At 50.3% G+C, this 24,422-nt stretch carries 24 protein-coding genes; 14 read left to right on the top strand and 10 right to left on the bottom strand.

Annotated elements, in window-relative coordinates; translation table 11 throughout:
* The first annotated feature begins 7 nt into the window (after nt 1-7).
* The 8 genes from SPIRS_RS14720 to SPIRS_RS14685 are packed head-to-tail and all read left to right on the top strand — an operon-like array spanning nt 8 to nt 6,609.
* Nucleotides 8-376 (top strand): response regulator, encoded by a 369-nt coding sequence (locus SPIRS_RS14720; RefSeq protein ID WP_041866109.1) that lies wholly within the window; start codon nt 8-10, stop codon nt 374-376.
* A gap of 6 nt (nt 377-382) precedes the next feature.
* Entirely contained in the window at nt 383-2,956 is a 2,574-nt protein-coding gene (locus tag SPIRS_RS14715; protein ID WP_013255476.1) for a chemotaxis protein CheA, read from the top strand.
* A gap of 12 nt (nt 2,957-2,968) precedes the next feature.
* The gene (locus tag SPIRS_RS14710) at nt 2,969-3,808 is read left to right on the top strand and encodes a CheR family methyltransferase (protein WP_013255475.1); all 840 of its coding nucleotides are present in this window, start codon (nt 2,969-2,971) and stop codon (nt 3,806-3,808) included.
* Nucleotides 3,808-4,866, top strand: a complete 1,059-nt coding sequence (locus tag SPIRS_RS14705; RefSeq protein ID WP_013255474.1) for a protein-glutamate methylesterase/protein-glutamine glutaminase — start codon at nt 3,808-3,810, stop codon at nt 4,864-4,866. Before SPIRS_RS14710 ends, SPIRS_RS14705 begins: the two co-directional genes overlap by 1 nt.
* Nucleotides 4,863-5,339, top strand: a complete 477-nt coding sequence (locus tag SPIRS_RS14700; RefSeq protein ID WP_013255473.1) for a chemotaxis protein CheD — start codon at nt 4,863-4,865, stop codon at nt 5,337-5,339. The genes SPIRS_RS14705 and SPIRS_RS14700 overlap by 4 nt, the downstream gene beginning before the upstream one ends.
* A 27-nt stretch (nt 5,340-5,366) precedes the next feature.
* Nucleotides 5,367-5,738 (top strand): response regulator, encoded by a 372-nt coding sequence (locus SPIRS_RS14695; RefSeq protein ID WP_013255472.1) that lies wholly within the window; start codon nt 5,367-5,369, stop codon nt 5,736-5,738.
* Between the two features lie 2 nt (nt 5,739-5,740).
* The gene (locus SPIRS_RS14690) at nt 5,741-6,208 is read left to right on the top strand and encodes a chemotaxis protein CheX (protein WP_013255471.1); all 468 of its coding nucleotides are present in this window, start codon (nt 5,741-5,743) and stop codon (nt 6,206-6,208) included.
* 2 nt (nt 6,209-6,210) lie between these two features.
* Nucleotides 6,211-6,609, top strand: coding sequence for a response regulator (locus SPIRS_RS14685; protein ID WP_013255470.1), 399 nt, complete (start codon nt 6,211-6,213; stop codon nt 6,607-6,609).
* Here SPIRS_RS14685 and SPIRS_RS14680 read toward each other — a convergent pair.
* Nucleotides 6,554-7,693 (bottom strand): N-acetylneuraminate synthase family protein, encoded by a 1,140-nt coding sequence (locus tag SPIRS_RS14680; protein ID WP_013255469.1) that lies wholly within the window; start codon nt 7,691-7,693, stop codon nt 6,554-6,556. The two genes, SPIRS_RS14685 and SPIRS_RS14680, sit on opposite strands and share 56 nt — an antisense overlap.
* Nucleotides 7,669-9,114 (bottom strand): nicotinate phosphoribosyltransferase, encoded by a 1,446-nt coding sequence (locus tag SPIRS_RS14675; protein WP_013255468.1) that lies wholly within the window; start codon nt 9,112-9,114, stop codon nt 7,669-7,671. The genes SPIRS_RS14680 and SPIRS_RS14675 overlap by 25 nt, the downstream gene beginning before the upstream one ends.
* Before the next feature lie 137 nt (nt 9,115-9,251).
* Between SPIRS_RS14675 and SPIRS_RS14670 the strand changes: the two genes are divergently transcribed.
* Nucleotides 9,252-9,464, top strand: coding sequence for a hypothetical protein (locus tag SPIRS_RS14670; RefSeq protein ID WP_013255467.1), 213 nt, complete (start codon nt 9,252-9,254; stop codon nt 9,462-9,464).
* 512 nt (nt 9,465-9,976) lie between these two features.
* Here the strand turns inward: SPIRS_RS14670 and serS are convergent.
* From serS to SPIRS_RS14655, 3 genes are read right to left on the bottom strand one after another with little or no spacing between them, the layout of a single operon-like run.
* Nucleotides 9,977-11,281, bottom strand: coding sequence for a serine--tRNA ligase (gene serS / locus SPIRS_RS14665; RefSeq protein WP_013255466.1), 1,305 nt, complete (start codon nt 11,279-11,281; stop codon nt 9,977-9,979).
* Nucleotide 11,282: 1 nt separating this feature from the next.
* Nucleotides 11,283-12,095, bottom strand: coding sequence for a pyrroline-5-carboxylate reductase (gene proC / locus SPIRS_RS14660; RefSeq protein WP_013255465.1), 813 nt, complete (start codon nt 12,093-12,095; stop codon nt 11,283-11,285).
* 56 nt (nt 12,096-12,151) lie between these two features.
* Nucleotides 12,152-12,634 (bottom strand): tRNA (cytidine(34)-2'-O)-methyltransferase, encoded by a 483-nt coding sequence (locus SPIRS_RS14655; protein ID WP_171814810.1) that lies wholly within the window; start codon nt 12,632-12,634, stop codon nt 12,152-12,154.
* Between the two features lie 79 nt (nt 12,635-12,713).
* Here SPIRS_RS14655 and SPIRS_RS14650 point away from each other — a divergent pair, with 79 nt between their 5' ends.
* The gene (locus SPIRS_RS14650; RefSeq protein ID WP_013255463.1) at nt 12,714-13,172 is read left to right on the top strand and encodes a hypothetical protein; all 459 of its coding nucleotides are present in this window, start codon (nt 12,714-12,716) and stop codon (nt 13,170-13,172) included.
* A gap of 21 nt (nt 13,173-13,193) precedes the next feature.
* Here the strand turns inward: SPIRS_RS14650 and SPIRS_RS14645 are convergent, their stop codons facing one another.
* A complete protein-coding gene (locus SPIRS_RS14645) occupies nt 13,194-13,712 on the bottom strand; it encodes a C40 family peptidase (protein ID WP_013255462.1) in 519 nt (172 codons plus the stop codon).
* A 44-nt stretch (nt 13,713-13,756) separates the two neighbouring features.
* Here SPIRS_RS14645 and SPIRS_RS14640 point away from each other — a divergent pair, with 44 nt between their 5' ends.
* Complete coding sequence (locus SPIRS_RS14640) at nt 13,757-15,031, top strand: YncE family protein (protein ID WP_013255461.1); 1,275 nt, start codon at nt 13,757-13,759, stop codon at nt 15,029-15,031.
* Here the strand turns inward: SPIRS_RS14640 and dinB are convergent.
* Complete coding sequence (dinB, locus tag SPIRS_RS14635; protein ID WP_013255460.1) at nt 14,973-16,175, bottom strand: DNA polymerase IV; 1,203 nt, start codon at nt 16,173-16,175, stop codon at nt 14,973-14,975. The genes SPIRS_RS14640 and dinB overlap by 59 nt on opposite strands.
* Entirely contained in the window at nt 16,172-18,292 is a 2,121-nt protein-coding gene (locus tag SPIRS_RS14630; RefSeq protein WP_245537597.1) for a hypothetical protein, read from the bottom strand. The genes dinB and SPIRS_RS14630 overlap by 4 nt, the downstream gene beginning before the upstream one ends.
* Nucleotides 18,293-18,416: 124 nt before the next feature.
* Here SPIRS_RS14630 and SPIRS_RS14625 point away from each other — a divergent pair, with 124 nt between their 5' ends.
* Nucleotides 18,417-18,926, top strand: a complete 510-nt coding sequence (locus SPIRS_RS14625; protein ID WP_013255458.1) for a nitroreductase family protein — start codon at nt 18,417-18,419, stop codon at nt 18,924-18,926.
* Here SPIRS_RS14625 and SPIRS_RS14620 read toward each other — a convergent pair.
* Entirely contained in the window at nt 18,911-20,002 is a 1,092-nt protein-coding gene (locus SPIRS_RS14620) for a D-alanine--D-alanine ligase family protein (protein WP_013255457.1), read from the bottom strand. The genes SPIRS_RS14625 and SPIRS_RS14620 overlap by 16 nt on opposite strands.
* A gap of 72 nt (nt 20,003-20,074) precedes the next feature.
* On the opposite strand from SPIRS_RS14620, the gene SPIRS_RS14615 reads away from it, so the two are divergent.
* The gene (locus SPIRS_RS14615; protein WP_013255456.1) at nt 20,075-21,154 is read left to right on the top strand and encodes an AI-2E family transporter; all 1,080 of its coding nucleotides are present in this window, start codon (nt 20,075-20,077) and stop codon (nt 21,152-21,154) included.
* 5 nt (nt 21,155-21,159) lie between these two features.
* Here SPIRS_RS14615 and SPIRS_RS14610 read toward each other — a convergent pair whose 3' ends face one another.
* Entirely contained in the window at nt 21,160-22,674 is a 1,515-nt protein-coding gene (locus SPIRS_RS14610) for a UDP-N-acetylmuramoyl-L-alanyl-D-glutamate--2,6-diaminopimelate ligase (protein ID WP_013255455.1), read from the bottom strand.
* A 51-nt stretch (nt 22,675-22,725) separates the two neighbouring features.
* Here SPIRS_RS14610 and SPIRS_RS14605 point away from each other — a divergent pair, with 51 nt between their 5' ends.
* Nucleotides 22,726-24,381 (top strand): DNA adenine methylase, encoded by a 1,656-nt coding sequence (locus SPIRS_RS14605; protein ID WP_013255454.1) that lies wholly within the window; start codon nt 22,726-22,728, stop codon nt 24,379-24,381.
* The last annotated feature ends 41 nt before the right edge of the window (nt 24,382-24,422 follow it).

Genomic DNA, 24,422 nt, shown 5'->3' with positions numbered 1-24,422 from the left:
GATTGGCATGGAAAAGAAAACAGTACTCTGCGTTGATGATTCTCCGACTATTCGGAAGTTGGTACACAAGGCCCTTGAGCCCGAAGGCTACGAGGTGGTGGACGCCGCAAACGGAAAAGAGGCTCTTGATATATCTGATGGTCGACATATCGATTTTTTCCTTGTTGATGTTAATATGCCTGTTATGGACGGGTTTCAGTTTGCTGAACGTTTGAAAAACAGAGATAGCGGAGCTACCGTTCCCGTGGTGTTTCTTACAACGGAAAGCGGGAGTGATAAAAAGCAACGGGGAAAAGAGTTGGGCGTTCGGGGTTGGATCGTCAAACCTTTTGAGGCAACTTCACTTGTGAAGTTGGTTTCCATGTTGACCGGTTGATTTACTATGCGCCGTTTAGATGATCTTATTAAACAGCTTGAAGGCTTCTCTGAAGGTGATTTGGTAACGGCCTTGGTGGCAAAAGAGGCTGCTCAGACTTTGGAGCTTGAGGAGCGTGAACATGAGGGGCCCTCTGCATCGTTGTTCCATGAGATTGCCGAGGTAATGAATCGTATTCTCTTGGGGCAGGAGGACAAAGGGGAGACGCTTATTGCCTCCTATCTTTCCCGTGTCAGGGAGCTGGAGGAGGCGCCTCCGGTAGGCGAGGCTGAAGAGGCCGTTTCGGGAGAAAACGGCATTGTTGTCGACGATCCGGACATCCTTTTTTCCTTCCTCCAGGAAGCCAGAGAGCATCTGGATACCATCGAAGAAGATATCCTTACCCTCGAGAGGGAATGGAGCGAAGATCTCGTTCATGCCATTTTTCGATCGATGCATACCATCAAGGGGGTTTCCGGCTTTATCGGTTTGAAAAAGATAAAGCAATTAAGCCACCGCCTGGAAAATCTTTTGGACGAGCTTCGTGTCGGGACAATCACCGTTGATTCTGATTGTATCGATATCTTACTCCAAGGCAGCGACCGTCTTAATGGCCTCATTGGAAGTCTTGAGCTCCAGGCTGCCGGTTTCCATTCCGACAAGGGCGGGACCGTTTACGAAAGTGGCGCCGATATTGACGATATCATCGATAAGCTTGATGCGATTTTGAAAACGAATGGCCATTCCGATACCGCCGCCTCTCGGGCACCGGCTCCCTCTCCTGAAAAAGAGCGGAAGATAGTAGAGCACAAGGCTCCTGCGTATGATCCCTATGCCGACGGACTGATCACTCCGGAGATGGTGCAGAAATTTGTGGAAGAATCTTCCGATTTACTCGATACAGCGGAAAATGCCGCTCTTTCGTTGGAACGGGGTAAAGAGACGAAGGCCAATATCGAAGAAGCCTTTCGCGTCGTTCATACAATCAAAGGGAATGCCGGTTTTTTCTGGTTCGGTACCGTCGAGGGCATGTGTATGGCCATTGAGGGGGTTCTTGATGCCTTGCGTAAGGGGGATCGAAAGGTCGATTCGAAGGTTGTTAACCTGCTTCTTGAAGGTATCGATAATCTTCGAACCAGTCTGAAGCAGATCCAAAGTGGCGATTTGAAGCCCGGCGTAGATACTGAGCATCATATCATTGCTGAGAAGGCAATGAACAGCAAAAATGCCGGAGACTATCAACCGCTGGGGGATCTCTTAGTTGAGATGGGAGTAGCCTCGCGAGAGTCGGTAGATGAAGCACTCGAACTTCAGCAGATGCGATTGGGTGAAATCCTTGTAAAGCAGGGAAAGGCAGAACCAAAGGCGGTTGAAAAGGCGCTGGAAAGCCAGGGCAAGCCCGCAGGAAAAAATGATCAGTTTGCCAACTACCGCCTCAAGCGGAAGGATATTCGGGTTGATACCGAACGTCTTGATACCCTTTTTGATTTGATGGGTGAGTTGATCACCGCCGAGGCCATGGTGCTTAATAGTCCCGAGCTGGAGGAGTTCGATCATCCCAATTTCGACCGATCTGCGGCCTATCTTTCGAAAATAAGCCGTGAGCTGCAGGAAATTACCATGACGATCAGGATGATCCCGATGGATGGTTTGTTCAATAAAATGCGGCGACTGGTTCGGGATCTTTCAAAGAAGTTTAATAAAGAGATTTCTTTGGTGGTCAGCGGCGAAGAGACCGAGATGGACCGTAATGTTATGGAAGAGATCTCAGATCCTTTGGTTCATATTATTCGAAATGCCATTGATCACGGAATTGAGGACCCCGAGAGCCGAAAGAAGGCCGGAAAGGCCGAAGATGGGACAATCGAACTGCGGGCTCGCTATGAGGGAAACGAGATATGGGTCACCATTGCCGATGACGGTGGAGGGCTTAATAAAAAGCGGATTCTCGAGCGGGCAATGGAACGGGGTCTTGTACAAGATGATCAGGTGCTTTCCGATAAGGAAGTGTTCCAGTTGATTTTCGAACCTGGGTTTTCCACTGCCGAACAGGTATCGGAAATATCCGGCCGGGGTGTCGGCATGGATGTCGTCAAGAAGAATCTGGAGAAACTTCGAGGTAAAATCGATATCGAGAGCCAGGAGGAGAAGGGTACTACCTTTACCCTAAAAATTCCTCTCACGCTGGCGATTATCGATGCAATTAATTTTACCGTCGGGCGACAGCTCTATGCCATACCCATCACCGATGTCATTCAGTTTTATAAGGCGGTCGGTTCTGAATTGACCGAAACGGAAGAACATCGTCAAATTATTACCTTACGCGGTCAGGTGCTCCCTCTGATAAAAATGAAAGAGTTTTTTGCCGTAACAGAGGGCAAAGAGAAAGCTGAAGAGGGAATTGTTATTGTGGTCCGCTCCGGCAATCATACGGCGGCCCTGCTTGCGGATGAAATCGTGGGATATCGCCAAATGGTTATCAAAGCTCTCCCTTCCTATCTTGGAAATTTGCGGGCCGTTTCCGGATGTAGCATAATGAGTGATGGAAAGGTAAGTCTTATTGTTGATACCGGGGCATTACTCGGTACTACACTTCAATAGCCGGAGCGGATTGTGGATGGGCTGATAGAGATAAGTGAAAAAGAGTTTCGGACTCTCGCGGATCTCATTTATCGTACGGTGGGAATACATCTCACCGATAAAAAAAAGATGCTGGTTCGGGGAAGGCTGAACAAGGTAATCAGAAGGCTCGGATTCTCATCATTTGAGGAGTATTTTCATGCTCTCGAGTCGGATACCAGCGGAAGGAATATCAGCGAACTTATCGACAGAATATCGACGAACCACACCTATTTTTTTCGGGAAAACGACCATTTTGATTTTTTTTGTGAAACCGTTGTTCCCTGGCTAAACGAGATTATGGCGAAGAAAGGAAATCGGGATCTTCGAATATGGAGTGCAGGATGTGCTTCGGGAGAAGAGGCTTATACCCTTGCCATGCTGCTTGCCGAAACCTACGGGTTCGACTATTTTTCTGCGGGTGCTCCTATTCTTGCTACCGATGTTTCTTCTACCGCCTTGAATGCGGCACTTTTGGGATCGTACCCCTTTGAGCGGCTGAAAGATGTTCCACAGCTCTTTTTGCAAAAATACTTCACGAAGCTGGGGATGGATCGTTATCAGGTTAAGGATGTGCTGAAGAAACTGATACTTTTTAAACGATTCAATTTTAATAACGAGCATTTCCCGTTTCGGAACGCTTTTCACGTTATTTTTTGCCGTAATGTAATGATCTATTTTGATCCTCCCACAAAGGATAGGTTGATAGCGAAATTTCAGCATTTTTTGGAGCCGGATGGTTTTCTCTTTATCGGGCATTCGGAAACTTTGGGGCGAAGTCACCCTTCGTTTCGGTATATCCGGCCGGCTACGTACCGGAAAGGAGCGGTGTGATGGTGCAGCATAAGATTCGTGTCCTGATTGTTGATGATTCGGCTCTTGTCCGATCGATCTTGTCGAAGGGACTTTCTCAGGACCCTTCCATCGAGGTAGTCGGCGTTGCTCCCGATGTGTATGTCGCTCGGGATAAAATCGTGCTCTTAAAGCCTCATGTCGTTACCCTCGATGTGGAAATGCCGAGGATGGACGGCGTAGAGTTTCTCAAGCGCCTGATGCCGCAATATCCGATTCCGGTTGTTATGGTATCGGCCATGACAGCTCCCGGCGCACGGGTGACCTTAGACGCTCTGGAAAACGGAGCTGTCGATTTTGTTTTAAAACCCTCTTCCAGTTTTGGAAATAATCTGGAGGATATGCTGGGTGAACTTATCGAAAAGATCAAGGCTGCCTCGGTTGTCGATGTAAGTCGATTTAAGGGCCGTTTCCACGCTAAACGGCTACGAAAACAGGTAAGCGGGGTTTTAAGTGGTTCGACAGATAAGGTTGTCGCTATCGGGGCCTCTACCGGAGGAACCGTAGCCCTTCGTCAGATTGTTGAGGCTTTTCCTTCCGATATGCCTGGAACGGTGATCGTTCAGCATATGCCTCCGAAATTCACAAAGATGTTTGCCGATAAACTCAACGAGATTACGGATGTTGAGGTAAAAGAGGCTGAAAATGGCGATAGAGTACTTCGCGGAAGGGTTCTTGTCGCTCCCGGCGGCTATCATATGGAGATAGTCCGGTCCGGCGGCCGCTATATCGTTAGGATTAAAGAGGGAAGCAAGGTAAACGGGCATTGCCCCTCTGTTGATGTGTTGTTTGATTCCGTTGCCGAAAATGTAGGACCCAATGCAGTGGGTGCTCTTCTGACCGGAATGGGGAGAGATGGGGCGGATGGACTGCTTCGGATGAAAAATAACGGGGCTCGTACCATTGCACAAGATGAAAAAAGCAGTGTGGTGTTCGGCATGCCGAAAGAGGCGTGGGAAAACGGTGGAGCTGAAAAACTGGTTTCTCTTGAAGAAATTCCGAAGGCCTTGGTCTCCATTTTGAAGGAGCTCGATAGATGAGGTTGGATGTGGGCATCGGAGAATTTGGGGTTAGTGCTCGTCTCGAAGATGAGATTAAAACCTATGCCCTTGGTTCCTGTGTGGCTGTCATCGCCTATGATCAGGAACGACATGTCGCCGGTTTGATCCACATAGCTCTACCCGAGGCAAAGGTTAATCTCGATAAGGCCAAAAAGCGGCCGGGATATTTTGCAGATAGCGGCTTGCCGATTTTTCTTCAAGCCTTGGAAAAACAGGGCGCAAACAGGCGAAAGCTCAAGATAAAGTTGGCAGGTGGTGCCAGCATTATGGATGAAAATCGACAGTTTGATATCGGTCGAAGAAATATGATAGCCATTAAACGTTTTCTCTGGAAAGTTGGGCTCGGCGTGCTTCGCGAGGATGTAGGCGGTACGATCAGCCGGACTGTTCGGATCGAAGTTAAGACGGGAGAGGTTACTATTTCTAATGCGAAGTCAGTATGGAGTTTATAGTTTTCGTACCGAGGGGAGTGTGAAAAGATGCAGTTGAAAAGCATTCTTATTGTAGACGATTCTGCTACTTCTAGAATGATAACAAAGCGTTGTTTTATGATGGCGGGGTTTCAGGATATTATTTTTCACGAAGCAGAAGACGGACTGAATGCAATGACGTTTTTGAACGACCGGCTTGTTGATCTTATTGTGACGGATCTTCGTATGCCGAAAATGGACGGAAAGACTTTTGTTCGGAAGTTGAACATGAGAGAACGTACTGCTTCAATTCCTGTTATCGTACTATCGAGTATGGGCAATGAGCAGATGGAAAAAGAGTTGGGGGAAGATCAAGTCCTCGCCATCATACGAAAACCACTCTCACCTGCCAAGATTGCCGAAGTTTTGGAAGGGGAGTAGGCATGGAAACACTCTGTACTTCAGATCGTATTGAGAAAGCCCTTATTGATGCCATTGCACTGACGTTTGCCGATATGAGTTTTCTCGATGTTCAGCCGGTTTTCGATAGCGGTGCGCTTGAGGACGGCCAGCTTCTCTATATTTCCTTTGTTGCTCCGATCTCCGGTGGAATGATATTAATGCTTCCTCTGGAGTTGAAACGACAAATCGTTGAGAATGTTCATGCCGCTTCATGGGAAGGTTTAACTACTGCCCAGATCGACGACTGCCTTCTTGAGTTATTGAATGTCCTTGCCGGTAATTTTCTTCAGATACTTTTCGGCGAAGAAACGAAGATAAATCTTTCATTTCCCGAAGTGCTTTTCGAACGGTCGGAAGTAGACCACTGTGAAAGGTATTCCGATTACTATTTTAGTGCCGAGGGAACACTTCTTGTCGTTTCGGTATATGCTCATGAAACTGGAGAGTGATCATGAAAATTTTGATTGTCGAAGATGATTTTGCAAGTAGGAAGTTGATGGAAAACCTGCTGAAAGAGTTCGGCGACTATGATTCGGTGGTTGATGGAGAGGAGGCCCTTCAAGCCTTCAGAATCAGCCTTGAGGATAAAACTCCCTATGATCTCATCTGCCTTGATATCATGCTTCCGAAGCTGGACGGGCAGACCGTGCTGCGGGAGGTCCGAAGGATAGAAGAGGAACGCGGCATTTTGGGACTGGACGGTGCAAAGGTGATTATGACTACCGCTTTAGGTGATGCCGTGAATGTCATGACCGCCTTTCGAAGTCAGTGTGAAGGCTATATCCAGAAACCGATTACGAAAGAGAAGTTGGTATCAATGATGCTCGATCTGGGGCTCCTTGCCCACTGAAGTGGCGCCAGGTGATGCCTTCTCCGTTTCTTATCGGACATACGGCCCTTCTTCCCAAAACAAGGTCCCAGAATTGTCCCGGAAGTCCAGGCCTCATGTTGGTTTCGCTGCGAAGAAGCGCAATATTTTCCGTCGTAAAAGCTTCCCTCTCTTCAATGTTTTTAATTGCCATAATCGAACGATTCGTCGTGGTATAGTACCTCTTTTCTGATCTGCTCAGCACTTTCCTCCCGTCTCCCAGTATTGCTTCGACCGTTTCTTTGCCGTATTGGTTGGAAAGTGTCTGCAGAATCTTCTGTGGCTCCATGCTCCGCGCCTTTCTGACCTGTAATACCATGGCCTGAAACTCCGCAGGGCTAAGGGCTATCGGATCGTCGAGTCCCTTTCCCTTCTTGTCCAGGGTAAAGTGTTTCTCTATGACCACTGCCCCGAGGGCTGTGGCGATAACGGGGATAAGGATGGGATCTGTGGAATGATCGGAAACCCCCACGGGAACGCCGAAAAGAGAGGATAGGTGGGGAATGATCGAAAGATTATACTCGGCGGGATCGGCCGGATAACTCGTGACACAGTGCAAGAGCACCGTCTCTTCGGTCCCGCAGACATCGAGGGCGGCTTCGATATCCGACAGGGTTGAGACCCCCGTGGAAAGTATCCTTGGAATACCGGCAAGAGCCCTCAGAAGCGGAACATGGTTGAGCTCCGGAGATGCTACCTTTACCGCCCGTACGCCGATCTCCCGTAGGATTGCGGCACTTTGCACGCCGAATGGAGAGCAAAGAAACTCGACCCCGTATTTGGTACAGCGTTCTGATAGCTCCCTGTAGAACTCGGAGGGGCGTTCAAGTGCCTGAAACCGCTGAAAGATCGGTGTCGCCCCCCCGGGTAGGATGATGGATCCACTGTCGGGATGAAGAATCTCATCGGCAATGATGAGTTGGAACTTTGCACAATCGGCTCCAGATTCTGCCGCCGCGGCGATAAGCTCGTCCGCTTTTACCATATCACCATGGTGGGCCGAACCAATCTCCGCAACGATCCAGGGGACGGCGTTCGTCTTTATTTTCCGTTTTCCGGCGTCCACTCTTCACTCTCTTCTATCATATGAAGTTTGAGCTTTTTCAAGGCAGATGTCAGCGATACCTTATAGATGTGGGGGTTAATGATACGCTTATAGGTTCTATCGAATTTTGAGAGCCCATCTTTTACCCTTTGCTGTATTTCCGGCAACCCTTCCTTGGGAGCGATAACCTTGCCCTTTTCGATCTTTTTTTTGAGTAGCGGCTTGATGGTATCGTAGGAATCCAGAATGAAGTGGGCATTTTCATACATAGGATGGTAGAAGCGATACGCCTTTCCCGGAGCAATCTGTTCTTCTTCAAGGGCGATGAGATCGGCAATCGCCATGTTGTCCGCATCAAAAAATCGCCAAACCTGCTTAATACCGGGATTCGTGGTTTTTTCGGCGTTGTTTGATAGCTTTATCGTCGGTACCATCTTGCCGTCAACCTCTTTCGCACCAAGTTTATACACGCCGGCAAGGCTTGCTTCCGAGCCTCCGGTAACCAGATGGGTGCCGACACCCCATGAATCGATCGGCGCACCATCGGACATAAGCTGGTGAATGATTTCTTCTGTCAAATCGTTTGAAACGGTGATGGTACAATCTTCAAGGCCCTCTTTGTCGAGTCGTTTTCGCACCTTCTGGCTCAAATAGGAGAGGTCTCCGCTGTCAAGCCTGACTCCGATTGATTTCCCCTTTTTCTTCATTTCCTTTCCAACGATAACGGCGTTTTCGATGCCACTTCCAAGGGCATCATAGGTATCGATAAGAAGTATTGCGTTGTCCGGATAGATTTCTGCAAAGCTGCGGAAGGATTCCAGCTCGTTTGGAAATGCCATTACCCAGGAGTGGGCCATGGTCCCTTTTACGGGAATATTGAAAAGCTTCCCTGCCAGGGTATTGCTTGTGGCGGCCGCACCACCGATATAAGCGGCTCTGCTTGCCGAAACGGCCCCGTCCCAGCCCTGGGCACGTCTGAGCCCGAACTCCAGGATAAGCCCTCCCCTGGAGGCATTGTAGACTCTTGCCGTTTTTGTTGCGATTAGGGTCTGAAAGTTGAGGATATTGAGGAGAATGCTCTCAATAAGTTGTGCTTCGATGAGATTTGCTTCGACCCTTACTATCGGTTCTCCGGGAAAGATAACCGTCCCTTCATCCATTGCATAAAGGTTCCCGCTAAAGTGGAAATTGGATAAGTAATCAAGGAAATCTTTCTTAAAGATTCCCAGAGAGTCAAGATAGTCGATTGCCTCTTGGTCGAAGGAGAAGTGTTCGAGGGTGTCGATCAGATCTCCAAGACCCGCAAAAATAGAATAACCGCCGGAGAAGGGATTGCGGCGAAAAAACATGTCGAAAGAGACCTGAGGGTTGTTTCCAAGCAGATAATAGCCTTGCATCATGGTCAGTTCATACAGGTCGGTAAGAAGCGCTGAGTATTTCATCTTTTTAGTCCTTGAATCAGTAATGATGGCTTCTATTATAACGCTCTTTTCTTTTTTTTTTCTACTCGACAGAGGCGCATAGGTTCAGTACTATTTACAAAAGATGTCCGCTAAACCTCAGACAAGGAGTGGAGAATATGATTTCTATCGTATGTGATGTCTGCAAAAAGGCTGTACCAAATGCCATGCCGGGGAGAAACTTTATCTATGTTACCGATAAGGCGATCTGCAAAAGTTGCGAGGCGGAGCTTGAAGAAAAAACAAGGGCCGCGCTTACAAAAGATCCCCAATACTCTCTGGCTGGTTTCCAGTCTCACTATCTTGGAATTCTCAGAAAAATGTGCGGCTAAGTCTTTCGGTCGACCAAGAAGAAGCTGCCTCAAAGAGGCAGCTTCTTCTTTATACCGCGTAGCGCTTCTCCGTAGATAAGCCCCATTCATTCCCCTTGATCGGCCCGATCGAAGAGCCCGCTGGCGCGTAGGGTATCCGGAAGGGTTTTGTCCCGAATTTGCGTATAGTACTCGTATTTCTCCTTGCCAAACTCCTCTGCATAGCCTCAGAATATTCAAGCCCAGGCGCTTCCGCCGCTTTCACTTTCTATAGCCGTCCTATTCCGCGATAAGGTACCAGGGAGCGGTAATACCATCGATGGTGTCCTCTTTTACCGTCTTTGCCCGTACGGTGACAGCTTGTGCTCCTCGATCCTGTCTATTTAGACTCTGGGGGCGTTATGCTGTGCTCGCCCGCCACAGGTAAAACAGATATGCAGAGGGAGAGAAATAAAAAAGCGTATTTTTTCATGGGGACAAATATAGCAAAATATGAAGAGGGGCTGTCTCCCTGTGGAAACGCCCCTCCATCTTTATATCAAAAAATTTGACCGATTGGATGCTTCGCGAGCCTTGATCTCCGAAAATCCGGTGTAAGGGACCAGCTTTTCAGGAATCCGTACCGACCCGTCTTTTTGTTGAAAATTTTCCAGGATGGCAATAATACCCCTGCTTACGGCTATCGCTGTACCGTTGAGCATGTGGAGGTAGCGGTTACCGCTTTCGGTTTTCATTCTGACACCGAGACGCCTGCTCTGATAGTCGGTGCAGTTGCTGGTGCTCGTCACCTCGCCCCATTCTCCGCCATCTCCCCGGCCGGGCATCCACGCTTCGATATCGAATTTTCTATAGGCCGGGGCTCCGAGATCGCCGGTGCAGGTATCGACGATGCGGTAAGGGATCTCCAAACCCTGAAAAATTTCTTCTTCTATGGCGAGCAGTGAATGGTGCATTGCTTCGCTTTCTTCCGGAGTACAGTAGACAAACATTTCAACCTTCGTAAACTGGTGCACCCGGTAGAGCCCCTTCGAAAACTGGCCCGCGGCCCCTGCCTCTCTTCTGAAACAGTGCGAGAGACCCGCCAGTTTGATGGGAAGCCTCTGCCCGTCAATCAGCTCCCCGGCATGATAGCCTCCCAGGGTAATCTCTGCGGTACCGACGAGACAGGTGCCGGTTCCCTCCAGGGTGTAGATGTTGCTCTCTTCACCCCGGGGATTGAAGCCTATCCCTTCGACGATCTCTTCCCGTGCCAAATCCGGGGTAATCGTCGGGGTGAAGCCACGTTTCGTAAGGATATCCAGGGCATAGCGGACAAGGGCAAGTTCGAGAAAAACCCCTTCGTTCCGCAGATAGTAGAATTTCTGGCCTGTCACCCGACTGGCAGTTTCAAAGTCGACGATATCCAGGGCGGAGCCAAGTTCCACATGGTCCTTTGACGGAAAATCAAAGTGAGGAACCGTTCCCCAGCGTTTGATCTCCAGGTTGTCTTTGTCCTCTTTACCGACGGGAGCATCGGGGTGGGCCATATTCGGAATAGCCGACGTGTATCCCTGCAGGGCTGTTTCGGTCTCTTCCAGATTTTTTTCCAGCTCGGCGATGGATCGTTTGAGCTCTTTACCATCTTCAATAAGCTTGGTCCGCTCCTCTTGGGAGAGTTTTCCCTTCATGGCTCGGGCGTTCTCGTTTCTGGCTCTTCGCTTTTCCTCGACGGAACGCAGCAGTTCATTGCGTTTGTCGTAGAGCCTGACGGCTTCGGCGGCATCGACCTTCATATGTCGGTTGATGATGTTTTGCTGAACTTCTGCAAGATGTTCTTTTACGAATTTCATTTCAAGCATGTCATGCCTTTCCTTTTTCCATGGTCTCTGCTTTTTCCGTAGCACAACGTACCGCATCCATAATAAGAGAGGTAAAGGCCCCTTTCTCCAAGGCGGCAATACCCTTTATGGTGGTTCCTCCCGCGCTTGTTACCCGCGTTAGCAGCTCTGCCGGGTTCGCCCCGGTCGCCTTTACCAGTTCTCCTGCCCCAAGAAGTGTCTCTACGGCAATGGTAAGGGCCTTGGGGTAGGGAATGCCGTTTTCTGTTCCTCCCAATGCCAGGGCATGAATAAAGGAAAACACATAGGCAATACCCGAACCGGAGACTCCGGTAAATGCCGCGATAAGCGATTCGTCAAGCAATACGGCTTCTCCCAAAGATTTGGCAATGGTTTGCGCCTCTTCAAGAAAGTCGGGAGCGGTTCCCTCGGGAGCGGCAACGGCGACGATACTTTTGCCTATTTGGGCCGCGATATTCGGCATGAAACGGATCACCGAGCTTCCCGGAAAAAGAGGTTCTATCGTCTGAATCGATCGACCGGCCGCAATCGAGATGAGCCGAAGTCCTTCGCAATCCTTGCCGATTTCCTGTGCAAGGCCCTCAAGGTGCTGTGGCTTTACGGCGAGGACCATGGTTCCCGACTCTTGTTTGACTGTCTGAATTAAATCCTTTGGACTTTGGGCAAAGGTCCCGCCTATCTTTTCTGCCAGCGCCTGACCGGTCTTGCGGTTGATATCAAAGAGAACAATTCCGGTGGAGGGGTGGGCGGCATGAACTCCTGTTGCAATGGCTGTCCCCATAACCCCTGTACCGATAATTCCTATCGTATGCATCTTTTCTCTCCTTTCAGCTAAAGAGAGTACCATGCCGATTTATCAGTGAAAAGAGGTTAAACCAGTCCTCCTTTTTCCATGAGGCCGGGAAAATCGTGTTGCCGATGGACTTCATAGGCCATGATGGCGACGGCGTTTGAGAGGTTGAGTGATCGGGCCTCGGCTACCATGGGGATCCTGACTGTTGTGTCCCGATGCTTCCTCAGTAGTTCTTCGGGCAGCCCTGCCGTTTCTTTACCGAAAAGAAGAAAGAGTCGATCGGGATAGCTGATGTGATCGTAGCGTAAGGGGGCCTTTTTTGAAACAAAGTAAAGGTTTTCGTTTCCATAGTCGTTGAGAAAGGCTTGGAGGCTGTCGTGATGATGCACCTTTAAAAGATGCCAGTAATCGAGTCCCGCCCTTTTGAGATAGCGGTCCGATGTGGAAAATCCAAGGGGATGAACGAGATGAAGATCGGCCCCGAGAGCACCACAAGTGCGGGCGATGTTTCCTGTATTTTGTGGAATTTCCGGCTCCACCAGGACAATATGCAAATCCATGTCGCTCATTGTAACGAGCGGGGCTTCTTTCGTCCAGGAAATCGATTGCCCTCTTCTTTTTCGGTTGGTACTATAAGCCATGGAAGATATAAAGCGGTTTCGTGTAAAGAAGCAGGAAAAGGATGATGATGTCTATTTTTCCATTGCCTGGTCTCACCTCACCAAAGCCGAACGCTATACAATTTTAGGATCGGCTCCTTCCATGGCAGGGATCTATGAACTCTACTACCGGGAGCCGGGAGGGACTCTGAAGCAGGTTTTTTTCCAGATGGCATGGTATGGCGGTATTCGGGAACATCTGCGACGGGACATCGATCCCACACTCCTGGATGATGCCCCTATTCAAAAGGCAATTGTCGAGGGCCATTCCTGCTTTTTTCGTTATTCGCTTATCGAAAATATCCACGACATGGAGGATCTCTGCTTTTTCTTCTCCCGAAAAGCTCCTCCCGACAAAAAAGAACCGCCGAGTCACTCCGGTCGTTATCGCAGGATTTATGTGCGTGAGATAGATTCCGATCGCCTGGTTACCTTTTAGGTTGCTGTCGGTTTTTCTATGTTAATAGTGCTTCACGAGTCGCAGCCGTGCCACGCTGAAAAGGTCGCTTCTGTTTTTTTCCACGTTGCGTTTTTCCACCGAATTAGTGTAGCCGCTTGCTTCGAGCAGTAGAAACTCTTGTTCGCTTACCGCGATAATAAGCGCGACATGGGTGATTTTCCCCGTTTCCGACTGAAAGAAGGCAAGATCTCCGGGCATCGGATCGGAAACGGGACTGGAGTACTGGTGGGCAAGTTCCTGCGCATGTGCATCCTCAAAGGGGAGTTTGAATTCCGATGCCTCCACAGCCTTGGTGTAAAGATAGACGATAAGGCCGGAGCAATCGAAGGCGACAGGGCCCTTTGCTCCGAAACGATAGGGTGTACCGATCAGCGGGAGTCCCTGTTCCACCGCCGCCCTTCGTATTTCGGCAGGAGCATCCGAGGTTATCTCGATTGGGACCAGGTAGTCGATGATGATCATGATTACGGCGAAGATGAGAAGTCCGACTACCACCATGATGTGTCGCGAACGGTCCATAAATTCTGTATACCACAATTCTTCACCATGATACAATGGCGCCGATGAAGCGTTACTGCCTTGTTGTTCTGCTGTTTGAGCTTTCCTTTATTTCTTTATCGGGTCAAGATTGGGACCTCTCCTTGAAACTGGCTCCCAAAAATGCTCTTCTTCTTGCCGACGATGTACCTGTCTATCCTATTACGATCGAAATGCCTGAGGCGGTAAGGCTGTATCGCTTCACGACACAGTTCCCCGCGGTGTTGAAACTTTCCGCACCGGGATATCGTGATCGCCTGCTCCGCCATCCCTCGCTTTCCGGTCCTCTTAGCAGGTTGCGTCCCCGAATGGATCTCGAGGTCAAATTGGAACCTCGTTCTTCTTCGCTTGGCTTTATGGGTTTTATCCAGACGGGGAGTCAGCCGAAAAGTGTGCTTTTCGTGGAGGGGGGGAGTAGAATTGCCACGGCCCTTTTGGATGGTTCGGGAATAGAGGTTTTCGACAGCTCCAGCTTCGAAGCCGTTGCCGCCTCGTCTCCGGCCCTAAACGATGCCGATCGACTTGGTTTCGTAGAGATGGTGGAGCTACCCGAACGTCGTGAACTTTGGGTTTCACAGATGACGACCGGAAAGATTCACATCTTTGAAACCGGGACCTATCGTTTCAAGCAATCGATTTCCGCCGGAGGCAGCTGGCCGAAGGTCCTTATTACCAATCCTTCCCATAGTAGGGTCTATGTCTCTCATTGGATCGGCCAAAGCGTTGCCGAAATTGATGTTGCCACCCGCAGGGTCCTCCGCACCTTTTCCGTGGATGGTATTCCCCGTGGCATGGCGATCTCTCCTGACGGAAAAAAGCTCTATATTGCAAATTTCAGCGATGGAAATATTGCGGTCGTCGATCTTCGCACCGGGGAGGGGCACAGTATAGAAACGGGACCGGGCGCCATGCGCCATCTTGTTATCGATACCGCCGGGCGGCGCCTCTATTTTTCCGATATGTATCACGGCAGCGTCGGAAGCATCGACACGAGGACGGAACGGCTCCTCTGGCGACGGAGAATCGGGTCGAATGTAAATACCATTGCCTTAGATCCGCAGGAACGCTGTTTGTACGCCTCTGTTAGGGGAAAAAACGGGTCACGAGGCTATCTCTACGCTGGAGATGAGTTCGGATCTCTTGTCCGTCTTGATGCACGATCGGGCAGGGTTCTCGACATGGTGTGGGGAGGAAATCAGCCCACGGGACTCGACCTTTCACCCGATGGATCCCTGCTTGTCTTTAGTGATTTTCTCGATCATCGTCTTGAACTTTACCGGGTCGAAGAAAACGCGCCTTAATAATCTTGTTTCCCTTCTTGCGGATATTCAATACCGCCTCTTCCACCTGCTTTTTTCGTTCCCAGGGATCTTCAAAAAGGTCGGATTGGTTTGCCCCATGCTCGCTTAGACCGGAAACGCCGATGCCTATCAATCGGATATCCGATGTTCCGTCCCATCGCCACTGCAAAAGTTGCTGTGCCAATTCAAAGAGCTCCTCGGCCGAAGAGAGTGATCGTTTAAGGGTCTTTTGTGCGGTTGTCGTTTTAAAATCGGAAAAGCGCACCTTGATAAAGGCTGTGTATGCCTTTCCCTTCTCGGAGAGCAGGCGAAAGAAAACCTGATGGGAAAGATCCAGCAATACCGTGTGGATGAGTTCGTTGTCATGGGTGTCGTGGGGGAAGGTCGTTTCGTTGCTGATCGATCGGCTTTTGGGTTCGTCGGTGAAGATTCCCGGATCAATTCCACGACACGCACGGTAGAGAAAGGCTCCTGTTCCATCCCCCAAAAGCCGTTTCAGGTTCTGTTCCGAAAGACTCCTAAGCTCTTTGACTGAACGGATATTCAAATCGTTAAGCCTTTCCATGGTTTTTTTCCCCAATCCCCACAGCTCTCTCAGCGAGAGGGTATCGATAAATGCCTCTTCATCACCGGGGAGAATCCGTACCAAGCCGTCGGGTTTCCCAGCTTCCGAAGCAAGTTTCGCAAGGAAGCGGTTCTGGGCAATACCAATCGATATCGTGAGATCCGTAGTTTCCCGTACCAGTTCCTTGATGCTGCGCGCCACGACCTCAGGGGGGCCGAAAAGCCGCTCGGTACCTGTTAGATTGAGAAAAGCCTCATCGACAGAGATTTGTTGAATCTCCGGTGTGAATCGGGAAAACAGGGCCATGATGGTACGGCTTACCTCCTGATAACGTTTCATCCGTACCGGTAGATAATGGGCCTTGGGACAACGGCGGTAGGCTTCCGAGATGGGCATTGCGGAGTGGACACCGAAACGGCGGGCCTCGTAAGAGCAGGCGGAAACGACCCCTCGTCCACCCGGAGCGGCTCCAATGACTACTGGCTTTCCCTTTAGCTCCGGCTTATCCGCCTGTTCCACCGAGGCGTAGAAGGCATCCATATCAACATGAAAAAAGATCGGTTCACATCGCCTGCTCATTTGAGGGGCACCGACTGTCGAAGTATCGACGAAGCGTGAACATCAAAGCCATTTCTATCAAAATCGGGAAGCGGGAGTCTTGGTTCCGGATAGTAAAGTTCCAACTCCAGTGTTCCCGCAAAATTTCTGGGAAGGGTAACATCAAGAGTAAAAGGGAGAGAGGGAAAATTCTCTATAAGGAAACGAACCGATTTTCTGTCGGCCGCCATTGACCACTGCCTGGACGCATCGAGAACCGTAAATGGTTCTTTGCTTCGAATAACGGCTGTCAATGTGGCCGCCGGGCCCTCTCCCTTCATATCGATTGAATAGCTTTTTCTCGATAAGAAAGGCTCCGATTCGATCTCGACGGCGAGGGGAAAGGTTTCGACCGATTGTGTAATAACACCTTCAGTTCCTTCGATGGTATGGCCGTCGATCTGAAAAGCGGGTATGGGAATAGGGCTGGTAAAGATGAAATCGGCCCGTTCTTCGTTCGGCAAGATGTCCTGTTCGATATTCAAGGGTAGCTTACTATTATTGGGAAGAGGCGAGGCCTTAAGAATGTATATTCCGGAGGCAACGGCGGAACTCATTGCAACAAGTTCCAAACCGATTGTTATTGCTTTCGTGATCTTGGGTGAAGGATGATGAAAAAGGTAACGTATCCTGATAGTCATCAACAGATAGGGTAAAAGATGGACCGCCATAATGAGATTTCCTAAAAGCGGTGAGAGAAGAAGAAACCGTACGGCCCTGTAGGCTGGAAGCGTAAAAATACCGTAGAGTCCCCAGATCATGGGAAATAACGAAAGCAGCAGAAAGCAGAGTTTGAGCATTCTGTGACGGACGATGGTAAAGAAAAAGACGCAGACAAAGGTTGAGATGATAAAGGAGGTAAGGCCTATATCGAAGAATGAGATGATTATAATATCGGCCAGAAGAAAGAAAAGGGCCGATGCCGAATAAAAGCTTCCTCTTCGACTAAAAGGCAAGCGTCCAAAAAGGCGTTGATTGAGAAAAAACAAAAGGCTTGCGATCGAAATTTTAAACCAGAGAAAGGCTGATGGATGAACCCTCCAAAGCTGGTCATTGTCGCGAACTATTCCTGCGACTCCAAGAAGAAGCGTTGAAAAAAGCAAAAATACAAACAGGGCGGCGACCAAAAGAGGAATGGACCACACATGTCGCAAAAGGGTTTTTAGATACTTTTTGAAGCGGCCTACCGCTATGAAGGGATAGGTAAGAATACCGGCAAAAACAACAAGGAGAAAGAGCAGATAGTTTCGCTCCGAAATAATGAGGCTTTTATGACGATTCCCGAGTATGAGGTAGTGATTATCCTGATATGAAGGAATCGGCTCCTTCCCTATGAGAGAGCGGAGAAAAAGGGCTATTTTCCCCTCTTCCCAACGCCCTGTTCCCTTTCCCCGAATTTCGATGGCAGGGTAACCCGCCTGCAGATAGGGATCGATGGGGGAGGGCCCGTCCTGTAAGTCGAGGCGGTTGAGTCTCGTCTGTGCCTCGGCAAAATACCAGGAGGAAGCCGAATCATCCAGGGCCTTCTTGATCTTTGCATACAGCCATGAGGGGGAAGGCTTCCCCGAGCCTGCCGGTATAACGGCCAGCGTTGCCGGGGGCGTGGGAAAGGAGAGGTAGACGAACATGACCGGAACTTCTGGATAAAAGGTTTCGAGAAAGGTCAGAGAACCCGCAGGAAGGAATCCCTTCCCGTCGGGGCCAGGTTCTATCCCTTCGGCCGACCGCAAGAAAAGCTGGTCGGAAAGGAGATCAGGAGGAGGAAACTCTCCTCCGAGAAAAAGTACCTCGACACTTTTTGCCCCGGGCTTCGATGCCGCTTCTTTCACTATCGCCAGCCCCGCCTCTATACCCGCGGAATAATCTTGTTCCTGCGTTGCTCGATAGGGATGATTGAGGGGAACAAGAAAAATAACGGTTCCCAGTCGCGGTTCATTTCCCTGGATATGTACCGAAATCGAAACGCTTTGGGAAACAACAGGCCCCTCTTCCTGCATAAGCAACTTCGGATCTGTACCGTAGCTACGGAGAACCTCCAGCAGCGATGCGACGGCCCTTTTTTCTCCTTCGCTATTTTCATAGCGCGGAAAGATTGACATGTGATAAGATTGCACCGGAAAAGAGATGAGAAAAAAAAGAAAGGGCAAAAGAAGCTGCTTGCTTTTCATTTTTTCTAACCATACGGGGTTGATGCCTTGAGGTCAAGCGGATAGGATAGAAGATATGCAGGTGTTGCGGGAAATCGCAGAAAGACGGACAACAACGGGTTTTATTGATGAGGTGCTGGATCAGGAGACCATAGATAGAATCCTTGAAGCCGGCAGACGGGCTCCATCAGCAAAAAACCGGCAACCGTGGCGTTTTATTGTCGTACGTTCCCAAGCCGTACGGGAAAAGCTCTACGATGCCGCCTACCAGCAGGATCATGTCGGTGAGGCACCGGTTATTATCGCACTCTGTTCCACCAATATAGACTACAGGATGCCCAACGGCCACGATTCCTATCCCATGGATATCGCCATTGCCGCGTCGTTCATGATGGTTCAGGCCGAGGCCGAGAATGTGGGAAGCCACGCTCTAGGGACCTACAATGAGACCCTTGTTAAGGAAATCCTTTCGGTCCCCTATTCCATGCGGGTGCCCCTTCTTTTGCTTCTGGGAAAGAGTCGCCACCGCCCCCCCCTCGGAGAGCGGAAGCCCCTGTCGCAGATTGTTGCCTACGACCACTGGTAGGATTTTGCCCCTCGTATCTTGTGACGATCGACGGCAAGGTCCAGTAATTTTGTCAGTAACTCTCCATAGGCAACGCCCCCGTTTTCACACAGTTTGGGGAACATGCTGATCTTCGTAAAACCTGGTATGGTGTTGATCTCATTGAGAAGGACCTTACCTGTTGCCTCTTCATAAAAGCAGTCTACCCGTGCAAAGCCCTCGGCCTCCGCGACCCGATAGGCCCGTGCACTAATCTGCCTCACCATTTTTTGCTGCTCCTCGTTGAGAGAGGATGGAATGAGCAGGTTTGCGCCGTCCGGATCAATATACTTGGCATCGTAGTCGTAGAAGTCGTGAGACGGAACAATCTCTCCCGGAGCAAAGGTCGTAAGTTCCTGATTGCCGATAACCGAACACTCAATCTCCTTCGCCTGCACCGCCGGTTCGATCAAAAGCTTGTCGTCGAAGGAGAAGGCGTCTTCTATTGCTGCATACAGACCCTCTTCGGTTTCGCAGCGGGAAACCCCGACCGAGGAGCCTGCCCTTGAGGGTTTGACAAAAAGCGGAAAGGAGAATCGATCGACGGCCCTGCGAACGGACGCTGCCGCACCTTTCGAGCGCTTCCAGCTGACCTCCCGCAGCTCTTCAAAGGGTACCACCGGTAAGCCGGCCTGAATCCATATACGTTTGACTGCGGCTTTATCCATACAAAGACTGCTTCCCAGCACTCCCGCTCCCGCATAAGGAAGATCGCAGAGTTCCAGAAGCCCCTGGACGGTTCCATCTTCTCCGAAGGTCCCGTGTAGGACAGGAAAGACAAGCTCAATATCCAGCGGCTTCGCCATCGTACGAAGGCCGCCTGCGGGAACGGCATATACCCTGTTTTCTTCTTTTCGTTCTACCACGAAACCGCCCTCTTTCTCGTCATACAGAGGCTGAGGTTGGAGAAACCACGCCCCATCCTTGTCCACGGCAATGAGAGCCACATCGAACCGTTCTTTATCTATATGTTTGAAGACCGATGCCGCCGATACCAGGGAAACCTCATGTTCTCCCGATTTTCCACCGAACAGCAGCGCAACTTTGATCCTTTTCATGGCATTGACATTCCTTTTCTTTGTGTATGACTATTAGGTAGGATGAATCGTCAAAAAAAGCAAGGGGGCTGCATGGCTGAACCAACCGATCGTTATCTAGTTCGTGTAAAAAAAAGAAGGGCCAAACCGAAAACCGCTTTCGATCCTGCCGGTTTGGCAATCTTAGCCTACTTCCTTCTCTTCTGTCTTGCCTATATCTTAAGTCCGACCATTACCGGGGCTCTGACCCTTGGGTGGTACCTCTCCCTTATTATTGAGGTACCGGCCCGGGGATTGTATAAGATCAAGATTTTCCCTTACCGCCTTGCCATTACCCTTTCTTCCGTCATCATATTTTCGATTCTCATTTTCGGCATAAGCGGGATTATTCCCATCATCCTTGATGAAGGGCGCAAGCTCTTTCCCGTTCTTCGGGATTCTTTTCTCTCCCTTTCCGTTCCTGATGCTCTTCGGCAAAACCCCTTTGGCCAGGAGCTAATGGACGGCATCCGACAGGCTGTTTCCAGCTTAATGCAGAAAACCGCGGAGTTTGGGGTGATTATCGTCAATGATATCTTTCAACGCCTGCCGGGAATCTCAACTTCGCTTATCATTTTCGTCATTACCGCAGCCTACTTTACCTCCCTCTTACCGGTTTTTAAGAAGAACCTTTGGCGTTTTTTACCCGCCTCGGGTAGGGAGCGTGCCCGCTCCTTCCTCTCCGAAGTGTACGGGGATATCCGTCATTTTATTGCAGGACAGATGATTGTCGCCCTTTTTGTCGGTGTAGCCGTCTGGCTGGGAATGCTTCTTGTAGGGATCCCCTATGCGATGTTTATTGGATTCCTTTCCGCTCTTACCAATTTTATTCCATATATGGGGATCATTGTGGCTGCAGTACCCTCTCTTATTCTTGGCCTCAGCCACGGTGGATTGATCGGGCTTTTAAAGGTTACGCTGGTTCTCGTGGCGGTCAATCAGTTTGAAGGATGGGTTCTGAGCCCGAAGATTCAGGGCAGCAGGATGAAGCTCAACTGGTTTGCCATCATCCTGGCGATTCTGCTTAGTGGAACCCTACTCGGCGTCGTCGGTATTCTGATTGCGATCCCTTTGGTCGTCTTTTTTAAACGTTTCTGGATTTGGTATGTCCAAGAGGCTTTACAGAACGTATGACCGGCCTATTCTCTTTTCCCGGTAAGCTCTCGTAGGAGTATTCTTGCCATTTCTTCCTCGTCCCAGGGAACCGGGCCATTGGCATAGATGATGGAGCCTTCATGTCCCTTTCCCAGAAGAAGGATGCAGTCATCCTTCTTCATCATGGAAAAGGCGTGGCGCATCGCCTCTTTTCTATTCTCGATCAAAAAGAGGCTCTTGCCCTTCGTTTTATTGCGGCAACCCGAGGCAACTTCCTCTAAAAGTGCCATCGGATTTTCCCCCCTCGGATCTTCGTCGGCCAGGACGATGACATCGCAGTATTCGTCGGCTATGGAACCGAGAACGGGCCGCTTCTCCAGATCACGTTCTCCGGCCGAAGAGAACAGGGCAAAGAGTCGGCCCCTGACAAGGGGCCGAATGGCTGGAAATAAGCGCCGAAATGCTCCTGGTGTATGGGCATAATCGACGATGACCTGAAAGGCTTGACCCTCGTCCACCGGGACCATTCGCCCTTTCACCGCTTTGAGTCCCGGAAAAAGCGGCTCCAGTGTTTTGGGCTCAACCCCTTCCAGCTCGCAGACGGCAGCGCTTGCCGCAAGAATGTTGTCCACATTAAACCGTCCCGCCACGTTGAGATCTACTCGTGCCTCGCCTTTCGGAGAGTCAAGGGTAAAGGCAATGGATGCCGGGGTCTCTTCGATCCCACGGGCCCTGTAATCGGCCTTCTGTGCTCCTGTTGCGCTGTAGAAGGAGATCGACCTGCAGCCGGATGCAGTCCCGGCAAAAAGATTGTGGTTTTTATCGTCGATATTAATAACGGCTATACCCCGGTTTTGTCCCGTCATGCGGAAAAGGTTGGCCTTGTCGTCCATATATTGTTCCATGGTCCCGTGAAATTCCAGGTGTTCATGGCTGATGTTCGTGATCACCGCCGCATCATAACAGATGTCGCCCAAGCGATTGTTTTTCGGAGAAAGGCCGTGGCTGGTGGATTCAATGACCGCGTGGCTGCAGCCTGCCTCCACCATGGCCCTGAGGGTCTTGTGGATCTCGGTGGCCTCGGGAGTCGACTGCCGAAAATGGTTCTTTACCGATTCTCCCCCCGTATTGAACTGGACCGTGGACAGGAACCCGCATTTCAGCCCCATGCCTGTCAAGAGTTGATGAAGAAAAGAGACGGTTGAACTCTTTCCGTCGGTACCGGTAACTCCAATCACCTTTAGAACCCTCGACGGATGATCGTAGAAGGCCGCCGCTACCGGGCTCATAGAAATTCTGCTGTTCGTCACCTGCAGATATGCGATTTCAGGGTGGTAGAGCGAAAGGGGAACCTGATGGATCACCGCCCTTGCCCCGGCGGCAATTGCCTGTTCTACAAAGGCATGACCATCCGCATGCAGACCGGGAAGGGCAAAGTAAAGGTCTCCCCGGCAGGTTGTTCTGCTGTCGTAACTCAGCCCGCTGATAAGGGCGTCGGTTTTACCGTTTCGTGCTTCTATGTTGATATCACCTGTGATTGCTGATAGGCTCTTTTCCATATCGGCATCCTATCAGCTGCTTGTGCTTTGAGCAAGAATGGGGGAGTGAGTGTGCACGAGGCTTATGTAACAGATCAGCTTATTGCCTACATCGGAAACAAACGGCGCCTTCTTCCTTTTTTTAATGATGTATTTGCAGAGCTCGAGGAGCTTACCCCTATTAGGAACTTTCTCGATCCCTTTGCCGGTAGCGGAGCGGTGAGCCGGCTTGCAAAAAGCAGGGGCTACCGCGTCTTTGCCGGCGATCTTGAGGAGTATTCAAGGCTCCTCGTTTCTGCCTCCGTAATCCCATCTCCTGAAGAGGCCGAAAAGGTGCTTGTCCCCTTCGGCGGACTTTCATTATACTCGACGCTTCAGCGGATTGGTGAACAGGAAAGCCCTGCTTTGCAGCCCTACATCAGCCGCTATTATGCTCCCGCGTCGACAGAACATGCCGATTATCGTCGCGAACGGCTTTTCTATACCAAAGAGAACGCCCTTTTCATCGATAGGGTTCGCGAGCATATCGAAACCCTGATCCCTGGCAATCCTACCGAGCCAAACCTACGTCTGGCCAAGGATCTGATGATTGCCCCGCTCTTGTACGAGGCCGCTACCAAGGTCAATACATCGGGGGTGTTTAAGGCGTGTCATAAGGGTTTCGGAGGCCATGGCCGGGATGCCCTGAAGCGTATTACCTCTCCGTTACGCCTCTCCGTCCCCCCACTTATCAACGGCCCTTCCGGCTCGGCTGCCTTTCGCTGTGATGCCGCAAGGCTTCTATCCGAACATCCCTTTGATCTCTGCTACATTGACCCTCCCTACAATCAACATCAGTACGGAAGCAACTATCATCTGCTCAATACCATTGCCCTCTGGGATAAACCCCCGATCGGAAACGAGTTGGATGCAACGGGGCATCTTATTCATAAGGCGGGAATCCGTTCCGACTGGAAGGCAACCCGTTCAGCCTTTTGTTCGAAATCCACGGTGGCAGGGGCTTTTCGGGAACTTATGGAACTATCACATGGCCGTCTGATGGCTTTCAGTTACAGCAGTGATGGAATTTTTCCCCTTGAAGAACTCTTCGATCTCTTGAGTCAATATGGATCGGTATCGGTCTACAGCAGCGATTACACCGTTTACAGGGGAGGGCGACAAAGTCCGACAAAGTCAAATCGAAATATCGAGCTCCTCTTTGTCGTCGATCGAAGCTTAAGCGGATCTCAACACCCTTCAGGACATAGACTGTTACAACGTCTTCTTCTTCTCCGGAAGATCGAATCCCTATTGTCCGAGGCTTTTGTTCCTCAGCGGCTTATCTCCTGTTTTCGTACTTCATTGGATCGGGTGGAACTGCGTTCGGGGCTCTCGATGAAAAGCGATCGTCTTTACCGCTTCACCTCTTTCCCCGGTGAGACGCTGGACCGCCTTACGGATGATGATCTGAGGCAGATAGCAAAAGGACTGGATGCGGCTCGGTGCAGAGACAGGGCGGAAGAAGCGGGCGTGCTCCGTCGGCTGATTAGTGAGCAGCCGAAACGGGGAGATGAGCGCCGGCTTATTTCCTGCCTGAGAAAAATGGCACACAAAAAGTATCGGGCGCTCTGGAAAGAGGAAGTGGCCAAAACAAAAGGGCTTATCGCCGAAGATCCGATTCGCTTTTCCTCCTTGGAGAGGGAGCTTTCGGCTCTCGAGGCTCTTGCCCATCGCCGGTTCTCCGGCTGATCACCAGGATTCGGAACACTATGGGGAGCACAAAAAAACCG

The sequence above is a fragment of the Sediminispirochaeta smaragdinae DSM 11293 genome (genome assembly GCF_000143985.1).
In the GTDB taxonomy this organism is placed as follows: Bacteria; Spirochaetota; Spirochaetia; order DSM-16054; family Sediminispirochaetaceae; genus Sediminispirochaeta; species Sediminispirochaeta smaragdinae.
This window is presented reverse-complemented; position numbering and strand designations above follow the sequence as displayed.